Here is a 12,642-nt window from a genome sequence, read left to right as displayed (position 1 = left end):
GGCGGCGACCGATGCGAACAGGTGCCCGGAATACCGGCTACCGAGTAACGTCCCACTGGTGAATGTTCACCTCATCAACGACGTACCCGCCGGGCTGACTCGACGAGCCCGGTACTTCGTCGGTGTGCATGGCGTCAAGGTCGACGTTCGCTCCGTCGAGGAGCACAGGCAGTGGTGGCATGAGCGAGACATCCCCGGAGCAGTGATCGACCGAATGGCGGCCTACCAGAAACGATGGGGTGGTCTCCTGCTGCCACCCGCATCGCAGTATGACGGCGGCCCCAAGTACCTCGATCCGGACTCACCCGAATTGGACTCCGCGGGGTGGTGGTTCGAAGCAGGGATGCAGCGGACCGCGGTCCCCTACTCATTCATGATCAGTCCATCCGGTGAGTTCGGCATCCACGCAGACCGGTGGGCGCCTCTACATGCGACTGTCAAGGGCTGGGTGGAATCGCTCGCACTGGCCCACCACGCTTCCACGTGGGCAAAACAGATCACCAAGCTCGTAGGCGATGACGTCGATGGCATCGAGTTGGACGGCTACGAGCCGGTGCGCGAGGTGATGGGCCTGGCGGACACCTGGTGGAGAGGGCCCGACTCGCTGGTGGCGCTCTATACGGGAGAGGCCACGTCACTCGGCTTTCCCGAAGGGCGCACCGCGTTGATCTACTCCGGCCTTGATAATTGGGGACTTCGAGGAGGCGTCGAGCCCGGCGATGGCTGAACTCGTCGGGGTACGAGTGCACGTCCTGGATGCCGTCCTGGGCAGGTCCGTCGAGCGACACGAGCCAGGTCGCCCAGGCCGCCGTTGAGAGAGGCCGAGGAGCCCGACAGCGTGGCTGGGCAGCTTCTATGCCGAAGCGACTCCGGACCCCGGGACCTCTACGCTGATGCTTATAAAAGATGTTACGCCACGCCGTGAGCTTAAAGTAGCCAGCTGTCGTGTCATGAGAGAAGCTGGGCGTAGACGGTCGAACTTGGTGCTGGCGAATCTTGGCGGGCCTTGGCGGAGTGGACTCCTGCATGATCCCGATTTGGGTTGACCAGGAGAGCGCCTCACACGGACGTACTCGAGTTCATAGTGACGAGGCCGAGCGGCTCACTGTCGAACTGGACGGGTGGCTCTGTCTAACCGTGGCTGGGGGCGTCCGCGAGACGAGCCCTGATTTCGAGATCCAGGCCGACGAGTACGACGACACAAAATCCGAGGCCGGCGAGCGCACCGTGGCGCTGGACGAGGCGACCATCTCGGTTCTGCTGGACTGGAGGACCCGCCAGGAACGTGAGAGGTCCGTTGCCGGTCCTGAAGTATGGGTGGACTCCGGACGGGTCTTCACCCGTGAGGACGGCACCCGGCTGCGTCCCCAGTGGATCTCCACACGGTTCGAGGATCTGATCAGGAAGTACGGACTCGTCCAGCACAGACACTCCGAAGAGCGCTGGTCCATCGACAGGATCTCCCGTCACCACCGGATCTCCGTCGCGCCGTCCAGGTGGCGATCGGAGGTGAGCCTCTGCCGCCGATCCGCTTCCACGGTCTACGGCACGGGGCGGCGACACTCGCCCTGCTGGGCAACGTCAATATGAAAGTGATCAGCGAGGCGCTCGGCCATGCCCGCCACTCGTTCACCGCCGACACCTACACCTCGGTGCTTCCAGAGGTGTCCCGAGCGGCAGCAGCGGCCGTGGCTGCGGTCGCGCCGCGCCGACCCCAGCTGGAAGCGCCTGTTGCAGCCGCCAACGTGATCTCATTCGCGGACCGCCGCAACAGGCGCGGCAAACACGCAGGGTAAACCAAGCCCGAGAGCGGTGGCACCCGGCCTCAGCTCGGCACGAGTGCACTCCGCCGACGTCCCGTGCACACCATGTGCACACCACGCACGGAAAAACGGACATCCCGGAAAGCGACAGGGACTTCGTCCAGATCGAGATCTTGGACGAAGTCCCTGGTCAGAGTGGCGGAGGATCGGGGATTTGAACCCCGGATGGGCGTGAACCCAAACCGCATTAGCAGTGCGGCGCCATAGACCGGACTAGGCGAATCCTCCAGGAGCCATCGGGCTCAGCACAGGCTACCGGTTCGGCGAGCCAACCGGCAAAGCCTGCGTCCCGTGGCTCCAGCAGCATAGTGCGTAACGGCTGTGGACGTGCCGCTCCCGGGGCCGCGGGAGCGAGGCGTCTGTGAGGGGGTTAGCCCAGGCGGAACCCGTTGAAGCCGCAGGCCTCGGCCAGGTCGTTGCCGTGGCGCTGCATGGCGGCGGTGTCGGGCCGGCCGATGGCCGAGGTGTTGCCGGAGCTCAGGTTCCGCAGCATCTCGGCCGTCTTGTCGAGGTCGCCCGCGAACGCGGTCGCGGCGGTCTCGACGTCGCCGCCGGCGCTCTGGCCCTCAGAGCGGACCTTGGCGGCCGTGTCCGAGAACTTCTGGGCAGTCGAGGACGCGCCGCTCGGCGAGGTCATGGTCATGCCACCGGTGGAGAAGCTCCGCAGCTCCGTCTCGATGTTCTTGCAGGCGGTGGTCTTCTTCCCGCCGGCGATGGCGTCGATGGCGCCACATCCCGTAGAGCCGAGCATCAGGCCACCGACGGCGAGGACGCCGACCAGCTTGGTGGCGGACATGCGCATGGGGTTTCTCCTTCAGGGGGTTGGGCTTCGGACGGGAACAGGGACATCCAGGTCACTCCCGCCTCGATCACCCCTTTGGCGTATCACTGCCACGAGGGGTTCCGTGACTCAAGTCACACATCCGTGACCTCCCATCCGCCAACCGATTCGCGGACAGGTCCGTGGAGCCGGTACAGTTGGCATGCGTCAGGCACCCGTAGCTCAACGGATAGAGCATCTGACTACGGATCAGAAGGTTAGGGGTTCGAATCCCTTCGGGTGCGCACAGAGTAAGCGCAGGTCAGGGCCCGGTTTCTCGCTAGAGAGGCAGGGCCCTGAATCGTCTCTGAGGGCCTCGCGTCTCACAATCTCTCACACGCGCTAAGCGATCTTGTGAATCTTGGCGAGCGCCTCGGACCCCGTCTTGAGGTCCTCGCCGGTCGCATGGACGTAGGTTTTCTGGGTGAATGCGGAGTCATAGTGCCCCGCCCACTTGCTGATCACGGAGATGGGCACGCCGGCCTTCTCCATGAGGCTGAGTGTCGTGTGCCGCGAGTCGTGCAGGGTGATCCTGCGCAGGCCGGCCGCGCGCAGGATGCGCCCGAACTCGTCGGAGTACCACTCCGGGTGAACCGGCATCCCCAGCTCATCCGTGACGAGATATTCGCCGCCGTCGTACCACTCGACTTCGCCCAGGCCGCCCCGGTACGCCTCGCCCGCCTGCTCGCTCTCGGCCATCTGCCGCTTGCGCAGGGCCTCCAGCGCCGTGACGAGTTGCTCGTCAAGCGGCAGCTCACGGAACCCGTTGCGGGACTTCGGCGGCTCGACCCTCACCCGGTAGTCGCATAGCACGCGCGTCTGCACGACCTTCAGCACGCCGGCCTTCAGGTCGATGTCCTCCCACCGCAGGCCGAGCACCTCGCCGCGGCGCAGGCCGTAGAGGCTGAGGCGCCATGCGACCTCGAGCCGCTCACCCTCGATCTTGCGGAGGAACTTGCGGACCTCGGCCTTGGACCACGTCTCCCGCTCGGCCTGCTGATGGCTCACCGGTTTGACCAGTGCGGCCACGTTCCGGACAAGCCTGCCCTCGGCGACCGCGAGATCGAACGCGGCCTTCAGACGGCCCAGTGTGAGGTTCACCGTTCTGCCCGACAGTCCGGTTCCCGGCTTCCCGCCGCGCTTGCGGCCGGACGTGCGCATGTAGGTCACCAGGTCGACCACGTCCTTAACCGTGATGGACTGGGCGGGCCGCTCGCCGAGCTGCTCGCGCACGCACCGGAACGCGTCGTGATAGTTCCGCGTGGTGTTGGCGCGCGTCTCGATCGTTGCGGCGGCGAGGAAGTCGTCAAGGATCTCGTTTACCGTGACCTTGGACGGTGCCACGTAGGTGCCCTGGCTGGTCTGGTGGCGAATCCGGTCGTACTCCTTGCGTGCCTCTCCCTTCTTGTCGTAGGTGTGGGTCTTCTGCCGGCGCTTCCCCGTCTTCGGGTCCGGGCCGATGTCGACCACGAAGCGGTACCGCTTCCGGCCGTCCTTCAGGACGACCGTCTTGATCGGGTCTCCTGCCACCTACTCCTCTCCCTCCTCTATCTGTGCCCTGAGCTGTGCCCTGATCTCGTTCCTGGTCCTCTCTGGAAGGTCCGCTGGGAGGCGCTCCATCAAGTCGTCCTGAATGCGCATCGAGATCGACTCAGCGGCATGGCCAAGAGCGCCGTGGGCGAGGCCGAGATGCCGCGTGCCGGTCACGGCGGCCTCACCGATGGCCTGGAGTGCCTGCGAGATCGCCCGGAGGTTCTCGTCCACCTGGTCGAACGCCTTCTCTGTGGAGGCGCGCGGGAGCGTGGAGCGGGTGACCTCCTGGCGCTTGATCTCCACCCCGCCCGGTAGCTCGATCGCCCGGACCTCGACGGCCGGCGTCATCAGGCGCGGCACGGTCGTACCGAGGGCATGAGCGATTGCGACGAGCTCGGCCGCCGTAAAGGCCCGGCCGCCCTTCTCCGCCGTCGATACGGCCTGCCGAGACCACTCCCTGCCGAGCAGCTCGCCTAGGCGCTCGCCGAGCTGCCCCTGGGTCACGTCGTTGATCTCGCGGACCTCTCTGATCCGCTGCCCGATGACGTCTTCAATGCGCACAACTGGCCTCCCCTGGCATCTGATGTTCTGCCACAGCATGACAGGACAGGCCAGGATTGACAAGTACCTCTCGGGGGTGTAACTCTGTGGCGTGACAGTCATGCTGAGCAATGACGGAGCGCGAATGGGTGCCACTGACCAGGAAGACCTGCTCGACGTCGAGGGCACGGCCCGCCTGCTGAAGATTTCCGTGCGAGGCGTCTACCGGCTCGCGGCCGAGGGCGAACTCCCGTGCTTCCGCGTCGGCCGACAGTTGCGGTTCGACCGGGGCGAGGTTCTCGACGCCGTGCGCACGCCGGCCGCTGGGCGGTCCGCGTGAACGGCCCGACGATCGACGACATTCGCACCTGGCCCGCCACGGTGGACGTGGCGACCGCCTCGCGCGCGATCGGCATCAGCCGGTCCTACGGCTACGAGCTGGCCAAGCGCGGCGAGTTCCCTGTCCGGTCGCTGGCGGTCGGCGGGAAGACCCGCGTGCTGACCGCCGACCTGATGCGCGTGCTCGGCATCGCTCCGGACGACCGCGAGGCCGAGCCGGACGCCGAGACGCCCCCTCAGCCCCTGCGCGCGGTCGGGGGTACCGGTGCCGCCTGAAAAGCGAAGCGGCCCGCGGAGGGTTCCACGCCTCCGCAGGGCCGCCCATTCGCCTTCGACGCGACTCGATGACCCCTACAGCGTACGCCGTACGTCGCCGAACGTCATCGACCTGCGCGACATCCAGCCCCGGCAGCTCGCCGCGTGGCGGGCCGCACGCGCGCACCTGCTCGCCCGCGGGCTCTGGCCCGTCGTGCCCGGTCACGTCGAGCAGGCGCTGAAGAAGCGGGGGGAGTGGACGCGGTGACCGCCAAGCAGCTCACCCACGTGCCGTGCCCCGATTGCGTCGCCCCCTTCGGCGAGCACGCCCCGACGTGCCCCATGCGGCGGGCCCTCGAAGAACGCACCGACGACGACCGCGCATGGTTCGACGCCCACCCGAACGCCCCCTACCGGTTCCGCCGTCTCCACCGCGCCGAGGTCCAGCTCCTGCGCTGCTCGGGAGACGTCGCGTCCGACGCCGACCTGTCCCGCTGGCGGGTCCGCGTCTCCCTGGCCGACGCCTTCACATGGCGCCGCGCCTTCATATCCCCGCGAGGTGACGCATGACCCCCCGTTCCGGCTTCGAGGAATTCCTGCGCGTCATGCTCACCGCCGCCGAAATGGTCGACGACCTCGACGGGCAGCGCGCCCGCGAGGCCGCCGCGTTCCGCGAGGGCTACCGCCTCGGCTTCGGCGGCGGCCGGGAGGTCGGAGAGCGCCGTGTGGTGTCCGCCGCGATGCTGGCGCATGACGACGTGGTGGCCGACCTCGCGGGCCGCCGACCCTCGCGCAGCTATTCCGAGCTGGAACTGATCCGGTGGGACGGGCCCCGCCGGGACTTCGGCAAGCCGCGCCCCGGCGACTACATGGGCGGCCCCGTGGACTGGGAGACCGGACGCCCGGCCGGACGGGGGACGGCCGCGTGACCATGCTCGATGCGGCCCGGTACTGCGCCCTGTGCGACAACATGGCCGACCACCCCGCACACCGGCCGGACGGTGACCACGCCTTCGTGGCCGCATACGACTCTCCGACCGAGGGTGACCACGGCCGCCCGGCCGAGGACGACGACGAAGCGATGAGCCTCTTGGACAGGCTCCGCGCCGCTCTGGTCGACTCCAAGGGCCTGGACGGCATCCCGGACCCCATCCCGCTGATCGACGGCCTGCTGTTCCGCGACTCGCTCGCATGGCTGCACGGCAAGCCGGGCCACGGCAAGAGCTTCGTGGCGCTCGACTGGGCCGGCTGCATCGCGGGCGGCATCCCCTGGCAGGCCCACGACATCGCCACCGGCCCCGTGGTCTACCTCGTCGCCGAAGGGGTTATCGGCGTCCGGCAGCGCGTCCGGGCCTGGGAGGAACGCACCACCGTCGAGATGGCGGGCGTCATGTTCCTGCCCGTCGCCGTCCAACTGCTCAACGCGGCGCAACTCGCCGCGTTCGTTGACCTGCTCGCCGAGATCGGTCCCGTGTTCGTCGTCGTGGACACTCAGGCCCGCGTGACGGTCGGCGCAGACGAGAACTCGGCCAAGGACATGGGCGAACTCGTCCACGCCCTGGAGCGCATCCGGGCGGCCACCGGCGCCTGCGTGCTGCTCATCCACCACGAGTCGCGGTCCGGGGACAACATGCGCGGCTCGACGGCCCTGGAAGGCGCGGCCGAGACGATGATCCGCGTCACCAAGGACGGCCCGCACATCCGTTTGGACAACACCAAGCAGAAGAACGCGCCCGAACACTCGCCCATCCTGATGCGCCTCGCCCCCTGCGGACCGAGCGCCGTTCTGGAGTCCCAAACGGGCATGGGACTCGCCGAAGAACTGTCCAACTCCGAGGCCGCGATCTTGGAGGCTATGCGGGACTCGTTTGGGACTACCGGCGCAAGCGGCGCGACCCTCCGAGACGTCACCGACATCCCGAAGACGAGCTTCTACCGGGCACTAAATCTGCTGGTCAAGAAGGGGATGCTCGAAAACACGGGCACCGACAAACGCCCCTTCTACGTCTTGGACCCTTCGGACGGTCAGCTATGAGTCCCAACCAGTCCCAACCCGTCCCGTGGGACGGCCAGAGTCCTAGTCCCAAGTCCCACACCCCTTTAGGGGTGGGACTAGTGGGACTGGGACCCGGGACGAACCTCGAAACCGGTCGAGCCACGCCCCTCGATGACGACATGCGCGCCGCCGTAGACGAGCGCCTCGCCGCCCGCATCGAGCAGGCCCGACAACGACGTGCCGCACGGGAGCAGGCACGCCGAGAGAAGACCGCCCGACGCGACGCCGGCCTACGCAAGCGGCACGCGGCCAAGCTCGCCCGGACCGCAACACGTGGCGAGGCAACATGAGCGGCCCCGTGCGAACGTTCGCGGGCACGTCTCGCGCGCGCGTGTTGGGCGACCGCGACCAGACCGCGACCGGTCGCGGGATGGACAACCGGCCGGGCGCGGCCGAGCGCGAGCAGCTCGCCCGGACGCTCGGCGCGACGCTACGGACGCTGCGCGAGGCGCATGGGATGGGCACGCGTCGTCTCGCTGTCCGGGCCGCGTGCGCCCGTTCGACCGTGACCCGCCTGGAGCGGGGGGAGCGCCGGCCGCGCGCGTCCCTGCTGGCGCACCTGGCGTACGCAATGAACCCGGATGACCCGGAGCCGCTCCGGGACGTGCTGATCGCGGCGGCCGGGCCCTCGCTCGTCCCGGAGTCGGAGTGGTCCGAGCGGCGGCGCCTGCGCGCGATCAATGCCGGGGTGTTCGCCGGCCGGGTGCCGCTCCCTGGAGACCTCGCAGACCGCCTGGCGATGCATCGCCGTGCGGACATGGCCCGTCAGCAGGCGTTCGCGCTCATGGATGATCCGGCCGCGTGGGATGACGCCGAGGCGCTGGAGTTGGCCTCGCGGCTACTGGACGAGTCCACGGCGCTGCGCGAGCAGGCGGGCCCGCCGATCATCGTGTATCTCGGTGGCCACGAGATCCGCGCCGGGTTCGGGGTGTGAGACGCCGTGACATCGCCGGACGTTCCCGCAGGTGACACCGGGTGTGATCATGGCGCATCGGATGCGATGTCAGATGCCGAACGGCTCGTGACGGTCCCTCCGGCGCTCGCCCGCCCGCTACGCGACCTGCTCTCCGATCACGTCGTCTACCGGGCCCGAGTGAACGGCGTGACGGTCTCCCCGGTGCTGCTGGGCTTCCTCGCTGACCTCGACGCCGTGGTCGAGCCGCCCGCGCCCGGTTCCGCTGCCGGAACTAGTTCGGCGCCGTCCGCCACGGTGGAAGCGGTGATGACGGTCACGGAAGTGGCTGGCCTGATGGGCGCGAGCCCGGAGTACGTACGGCGTCTATGCCGCCGGGGGCGGCTCCGGGCTCGGCGACCCGGCCGCGAGTGGCTGATTGACCCCGAGAGCCTGAAGGAACCCCATGCCGATCAAGTACAGCAAGACCCAGCTCAACGCGCACCGTAGAGCGCGAGGGCCCCTCACGCGACAGAGCAGGCCGGCCGAGCCGTCGATGACCCTCGACGGGGCGCTGCAGATCCTCCGGGGCGCGCCCGCCGACGTCCGGGCGATCCTGGAGAACCACCGCGCCGTGATGCTCGCCGGCCGCGAGGAGATCCGGCGGGACGAGACGCTCAACCCCACGGGCCGCGAGGTCCGTACCCGCGAGCTGCGCGAGCGGGTCAACGCCACCACGGCGCAGGCCGCCGCCGTCCTCCGCGACGCGATCACCGAGGCACGGGAGTCCGTCGCCGCGCACGCCCGCGCGAAGCGGCCCGCGCCGGCGACCGGGCTGGAGGCCCTGACCGGGCGGCAGATCCGTTGGCACCGGGTGCGGGAGATGCTCAAGGCCGACGTTCCCCTTGACGAGATCATCGCCACCACGACCGACCCGGAGACGCTGCACGCGCTGGCCGAGGAACTGCCGAGCTACCTGCGCATCAAGGGCGTCAACGCGCAGGCGGCGGCCGATATCGCGCGCGACGTGGACGACCAGCTCGCGCACGCGGTCGGCGGGAAGACCCTCGCGGCGCACGTCGCCGCCCGCGAGGCCGAGACCCTCGCTGCGCAGGTGGCGCCGCTGCTCGACCAGGTGACCGCCGTAGGGGAGGGCGCCCCCGTGGGCGGCGCGATCGTCGGCGCGATCCGGGCCGAGGCCGCCGCCCCGCTCGCCGAGCGCGTGGCGGTCGAGTCCGTGACCATTCGGGCGGCCGAGCCGGACGAGCACCCCGCCGACGACCCCGGCGAGGACGAGACCGAGGACGACGCGGCGTAGCCGCACCCCTTCGAACAAGAGGAGCCCCGACATGGGATGCACCCAGACCACCGACTGCAACGAGCCCGACGCGACGCTCACCGTGACCGTCCCGGCCGGGGTGAAGGCCGCCCTGCAGGCGGACGCCGCCGCGCGCGGCATCACCGTGGACGAGATCGTCACCGCGGCGTTCTCCGGCTACGGCGGCCGCGTCTGCCCGTCGATCGCGATCAAGTAGCCGTGAGCGCCCGCGCCCGCCGGCGGCCGAAGCACCGCCCCTCGATCAAGGTCAAGGCCAAGCCGCCGCTCACCCCCGTGCAGCAGTACCGCGAGGGCCTCGCCGCGCTGCTGCCCCGTGAAGCGGAGTTCGCCGAGCAGATCACGCGCAACGTGGGGACCCTGGTCACGATGGCGCGCACCCTCACGGGCAAGATGGGCGCCCTGCAGCAGATGCGCACCACCTCGACCGACTTCGCCGCCATGCTGACGGCCGAAGACCCGGCCCGGCCGCTGGAGGTGCCGCCGTCCCCGCTCGGCATCAGCGACGCCGACCCCGACGGCGCGCTGTACGCCGCGCTGACGGCCGGGGACGCGCAGGCGGTGGCCGAGGTGCTCGGCAAGCTCGCGGGCGCCGCGCTGGCACGTGAGGGGGCGCCCCGTGGCTGCTGACCTCCCGGACGTCGTTGAGCGGTTCGTCGCCGACGTCTCCGCCTACGTCCGCGACCTGGAACGCGCCGCGCGGGAGGCCGACCACTTCGGTGAGCAGCAGGACGAAGCGCGCGAACGCGTCCGCAGGTTCGGCCACCAGGCGGAGGAGGCCGCCGAGCGTGCGGCCCGTGCGCAGGCCGAGGCGGCGAGGGAGGCTGAGCGCCTCGCCGAGGGCACTGGGGACATGGAGCGTGCGGCGCGGGCCGCCGCGCGGGCCCAGCGGGAGCTGGAGCGCGCGCAGATGGCGCAGAGCCGCGCCGCGCGGGCTGCCGCGCAGCAGGTCGATAACGAGGCCGAGCAGTACCGCGAACTGGCGAGGCAGGCCGCCCGCGCCGCCGCTGAGCAGCAGCTCATGCGCTTCCGGGCGGCCGGGCAGTTCCGCGAGCACAACCAGCTGCTGCGCCGCCTGCGCGAGGCGTACGGCGACTTCGGGGACGAGTTCAACCGGACCTTCCAACTCATGGAGTCGCGCAGTCGCCGCACCGCGTCCCGCGTCTCCGACACCCTGGGCAAGATCCCGCTGAAGTTCCAGGCTGGCCTCCTCGCGCTGCCGCTCCTCGCCTCCGTCGCCGGAGGCGCCATCACCCTCGCCGTGGGCGGTGCCCTGTCGGCCGTCGCGATCATGGCCGCCGCGAAGAACGCCGAGGTCAAGGCCGAGTTCAGCGACCTGAAAGACCATGTGGTCGATGAGGTGCAGTCCTGGGCGAAGCCCTGGGAGAGCACGCTCATCGACATGGCGGGCTTCGCGCGCAGCACCTTCGACGCCCTCGGCCCCGACCTGGAGCAGGTGTTCGCGGACCTCGCGCCCGCTGTGCGGGACTTCGTGGGCGACGTCGCGGACGGACTCGTCTCCTTCGGCCCCATGATCCGCCGGTTCGGCGATGCGTTCCGGGCCGTCCTGGCCACCCTCGGCCCCGAGATGGACGACATCCTGGGCGACCTCTCGGCCGGCCTCACCGACGTGGCCGAGGCGGTCGAGGCGAACCCGAAGGCGTTCGGCGAGTTCGCCCGCAACCTCGCGACCGTGGTCCGGGCGGCGGCCTCGCTGATCGGCATCCTGACCCGCTTGGAGGCCGTGAACCGTGCGCTGCCGTCCGGGCTGAGCATCTGGAACACCCTGGGGGACCAGTGGGACGGCTTGATCGCGAAGGCGCAGGGGTTCAGCGACCGGACGCTGGTCATGAACGGCGCTCTGCGCGGTGTGGCCATGGCCACCGATCAGGCAAACACGGCGCAATCGCGTTCGCAGGTGCTCATGCAGCTCGCGAGCCAGAGCGCGCAGCAGCTCAAGCAGTCGCTCGATGCGCTGTCCGGCAAGACCCTGTCCGCGCGCGAGGCTGCGGCGAACTATGCCCAGACGGTGCTTCAGGTCACGGAAACGATCAAGCGCAACGGGAAGGCGCACGGGCTCTCGACGCAAAAGGGCATCGAGAACGAGCAGATGCTCACCCGGCTTGCCCGGCAAGCGCAGGACACCGCCGTTGCGATGCGCGACAACGGCGCGTCCGCTCGCGAGGTCGCCAAGTACATGGAGGGCGCGCGGCGCACCTTCATCAAGCAGGCTGAGGCCGCGGGGTACAGCCGGAGCGAAGCGGTGAAGCTCGCGGACAAGCTGTACGGGGTGAAGCGCGCCGCCAACAGCATTCCGAAGCGCAAGCACACCGAGGTCACGGCGGACACCAAGGAGGCCAAATCGACCGTCGAGCGGTTCAAGGACTGGGTCGGCAGGCAGGTCGCCCGGATCAACATCTCCAGCATCTGGCCGTTCGCCGAGGGCGGTCCGGTTCCGGCGTTCGCCGTCGGCGGCCCGGTCGGCATCCCCGGGTACCCGACAGGCGGCCCGGTGCGCGGCCCAGGTACGGGCACGTCGGACTCGATCCTCGCCCGCCTGTCGAACGGCGAGTTCGTGATGACCGCGAAGGCCGCGCAGATGTTCGGCCCCATGCTCGCGATGATGAACCGCGTTGCGGCCGGCGGTAGCGCGCCCTCGATGTCCACCGCCGCGCCTGCGGTCGCGGCGGTGTCGCGCGGCGGGGGCGGCCCTGTCGTGCACGTCACGAACGTGAACGTCCACGTCGCGGGGAGCGTCCTGTCCGAGCGGGAATTGTGGGAGGTCGTCCAGCGGCAGGGCGGCAGATACAACGTATTCAACCCGGGCACGAACCCCTTCGCGCGCGGCGGCGGGGCGTTCTAGGCATCTGACCATTGATCCGATGCGGCCCCGGTACACCGCTCCGACCTGCGGAGTTCCGGGGCCGTCTCACGTCATCTCACAGCCCGTGTCCGCTCCCGGCCGCCCTCCCGAATGGGCTTCTGTCGCGCCTGCGCGCGTCTCATCATGGCGACGTCCCCCGCACTGTCCCCTACCGCAGGAGCCCT

17 protein-coding genes and 2 tRNA genes are annotated in these 12,642 nt (G+C 69.5%); 15 read left to right on the top strand and 4 right to left on the bottom strand.

Annotated elements, in window-relative coordinates; genetic code table 11:
• Positions 1–58: 58 nt before the first annotated feature.
• From ACGFI1_RS39330 to ACGFI1_RS39320, 3 genes are all read left to right on the top strand, one after another.
• Entirely contained in the window at positions 59–727 is a 669-nt protein-coding gene (locus ACGFI1_RS39330; RefSeq protein ID WP_392792782.1) for a hypothetical protein, read from the top strand.
• A gap of 299 nt (positions 728–1,026) precedes the next feature.
• Positions 1,027–1,590 carry a hypothetical protein gene (locus ACGFI1_RS39325; RefSeq protein ID WP_392792806.1) on the top strand — a complete coding sequence of 188 codons (564 nt, stop codon included), beginning with the start codon at positions 1,027–1,029 and terminating at the stop codon, positions 1,588–1,590.
• A complete protein-coding gene (locus ACGFI1_RS39320) occupies positions 1,497–1,796 on the top strand; it encodes a tyrosine-type recombinase/integrase (protein ID WP_392792781.1) in 300 nt (99 codons plus the stop codon). Before ACGFI1_RS39325 ends, ACGFI1_RS39320 begins: the two co-directional genes overlap by 94 nt.
• Positions 1,797–1,959: 163 nt before the next feature.
• Here ACGFI1_RS39320 and ACGFI1_RS39315 read toward each other — a convergent pair.
• Positions 1,960–2,051, bottom strand: a tRNA-Ser gene (locus tag ACGFI1_RS39315).
• A 142-nt stretch (positions 2,052–2,193) separates the two neighbouring features.
• Positions 2,194–2,625 carry a hypothetical protein gene (locus ACGFI1_RS39310; protein WP_392740844.1) on the bottom strand — a complete coding sequence of 144 codons (432 nt, stop codon included), beginning with the start codon at positions 2,623–2,625 and terminating at the stop codon, positions 2,194–2,196.
• Between the two features lie 190 nt (positions 2,626–2,815).
• Here ACGFI1_RS39310 and ACGFI1_RS39305 point away from each other — a divergent pair.
• Positions 2,816–2,888, top strand: a tRNA-Arg gene (locus ACGFI1_RS39305).
• Positions 2,889–2,985: 97 nt separating this feature from the next.
• On the opposite strand, the gene ACGFI1_RS39300 is transcribed toward ACGFI1_RS39305, so the two are convergent.
• Both ACGFI1_RS39300 and ACGFI1_RS39295 read right to left on the bottom strand, forming a co-directional pair.
• Positions 2,986–4,173 carry a tyrosine-type recombinase/integrase gene (locus ACGFI1_RS39300; RefSeq protein WP_392792779.1) on the bottom strand — a complete coding sequence of 396 codons (1,188 nt, stop codon included), beginning with the start codon at positions 4,171–4,173 and terminating at the stop codon, positions 2,986–2,988.
• Entirely contained in the window at positions 4,174–4,737 is a 564-nt protein-coding gene (locus ACGFI1_RS39295) for a helix-turn-helix domain-containing protein (RefSeq protein ID WP_392792777.1), read from the bottom strand.
• 124 nt (positions 4,738–4,861) lie between these two features.
• On the opposite strand from ACGFI1_RS39295, the gene ACGFI1_RS39290 reads away from it, so the two are divergent.
• The 11 genes from ACGFI1_RS39290 (at position 4,862) to ACGFI1_RS39240 (ending at position 12,457) form a co-directional block, all read left to right on the top strand.
• Positions 4,862–5,056 (top strand): helix-turn-helix domain-containing protein, encoded by a 195-nt coding sequence (locus ACGFI1_RS39290; protein WP_392792775.1) that lies wholly within the window; start codon positions 4,862–4,864, stop codon positions 5,054–5,056.
• A complete protein-coding gene (locus ACGFI1_RS39285) occupies positions 5,053–5,331 on the top strand; it encodes a hypothetical protein (protein ID WP_392792774.1) in 279 nt (92 codons plus the stop codon). The genes ACGFI1_RS39290 and ACGFI1_RS39285 overlap by 4 nt, the downstream gene beginning before the upstream one ends.
• Before the next feature lie 234 nt (positions 5,332–5,565).
• Positions 5,566–5,880, top strand: coding sequence for a hypothetical protein (locus ACGFI1_RS39280; protein WP_392792773.1), 315 nt, complete (start codon positions 5,566–5,568; stop codon positions 5,878–5,880).
• Complete coding sequence (locus ACGFI1_RS39275; protein WP_392792772.1) at positions 5,877–6,239, top strand: hypothetical protein; 363 nt, start codon at positions 5,877–5,879, stop codon at positions 6,237–6,239. The genes ACGFI1_RS39280 and ACGFI1_RS39275 overlap by 4 nt, the downstream gene beginning before the upstream one ends.
• 2 nt (positions 6,240–6,241) lie before the next feature.
• Positions 6,242–7,345 (top strand): AAA family ATPase, encoded by a 1,104-nt coding sequence (locus ACGFI1_RS39270; RefSeq protein ID WP_392792803.1) that lies wholly within the window; start codon positions 6,242–6,244, stop codon positions 7,343–7,345.
• Positions 7,346–7,652: 307 nt separating this feature from the next.
• Complete coding sequence (locus ACGFI1_RS39265) at positions 7,653–8,300, top strand: helix-turn-helix domain-containing protein (protein ID WP_392792771.1); 648 nt, start codon at positions 7,653–7,655, stop codon at positions 8,298–8,300.
• Positions 8,301–8,306: 6 nt separating this feature from the next.
• Positions 8,307–8,768, top strand: coding sequence for a helix-turn-helix domain-containing protein (locus tag ACGFI1_RS39260; protein WP_392792769.1), 462 nt, complete (start codon positions 8,307–8,309; stop codon positions 8,766–8,768).
• Between the two features lie 46 nt (positions 8,769–8,814).
• Positions 8,815–9,576 (top strand): hypothetical protein, encoded by a 762-nt coding sequence (locus ACGFI1_RS39255; protein WP_392792767.1) that lies wholly within the window; start codon positions 8,815–8,817, stop codon positions 9,574–9,576.
• Positions 9,577–9,607: 31 nt separating this feature from the next.
• Positions 9,608–9,793 (top strand): hypothetical protein, encoded by a 186-nt coding sequence (locus ACGFI1_RS39250; protein ID WP_392792766.1) that lies wholly within the window; start codon positions 9,608–9,610, stop codon positions 9,791–9,793.
• A 2-nt stretch (positions 9,794–9,795) separates the two neighbouring features.
• Positions 9,796–10,224: a hypothetical protein gene (locus ACGFI1_RS39245; RefSeq protein ID WP_392792765.1), complete on the top strand. Its 429-nt coding sequence runs from the start codon at positions 9,796–9,798 to the stop codon at positions 10,222–10,224.
• Positions 10,214–12,457, top strand: coding sequence for a hypothetical protein (locus tag ACGFI1_RS39240; RefSeq protein WP_392792764.1), 2,244 nt, complete (start codon positions 10,214–10,216; stop codon positions 12,455–12,457). The genes ACGFI1_RS39245 and ACGFI1_RS39240 overlap by 11 nt, the downstream gene beginning before the upstream one ends.
• The last annotated feature ends 185 nt before the right edge of the window (positions 12,458–12,642 follow it).

The sequence above is a fragment of the Actinomadura geliboluensis genome, from assembly GCF_043197915.1.
Lineage (GTDB): Bacteria > Actinomycetota > Actinomycetes > Streptosporangiales > Streptosporangiaceae > Spirillospora > Spirillospora geliboluensis.
Note: the sequence above shows the minus strand (reverse complement) of the source record. Positions and strands in the feature narration are given on the sequence as shown.

What these genes read in the sequence shown, in the direction of transcription:
- ACGFI1_RS39325 (WP_392792806.1), top strand. Translation starts at nt 1,027, where the DNA reads ATGATCCCGATTTGGGTTGACCAGGAGAGCGCCTCACACGGACGTACT.
- ACGFI1_RS39310 (WP_392740844.1), bottom strand. Translation starts at nt 2,625, where the DNA reads ATGCGCATGTCCGCCACCAAGCTGGTCGGCGTCCTCGCCGTCGGTGGC.
- ACGFI1_RS39290 (WP_392792775.1), top strand. Translation starts at nt 4,862, where the DNA reads ATGGGTGCCACTGACCAGGAAGACCTGCTCGACGTCGAGGGCACGGCC.
- ACGFI1_RS39275 (WP_392792772.1), top strand. Translation starts at nt 5,877, where the DNA reads ATGACCCCCCGTTCCGGCTTCGAGGAATTCCTGCGCGTCATGCTCACC.
- ACGFI1_RS39270 (WP_392792803.1), top strand. Translation starts at nt 6,242, where the DNA reads ATGCTCGATGCGGCCCGGTACTGCGCCCTGTGCGACAACATGGCCGAC.
- ACGFI1_RS39265 (WP_392792771.1), top strand. Translation starts at nt 7,653, where the DNA reads ATGAGCGGCCCCGTGCGAACGTTCGCGGGCACGTCTCGCGCGCGCGTG.
- ACGFI1_RS39255 (WP_392792767.1), top strand. Translation starts at nt 8,815, where the DNA reads ATGACCCTCGACGGGGCGCTGCAGATCCTCCGGGGCGCGCCCGCCGAC.
- ACGFI1_RS39250 (WP_392792766.1), top strand. Translation starts at nt 9,608, where the DNA reads ATGGGATGCACCCAGACCACCGACTGCAACGAGCCCGACGCGACGCTC.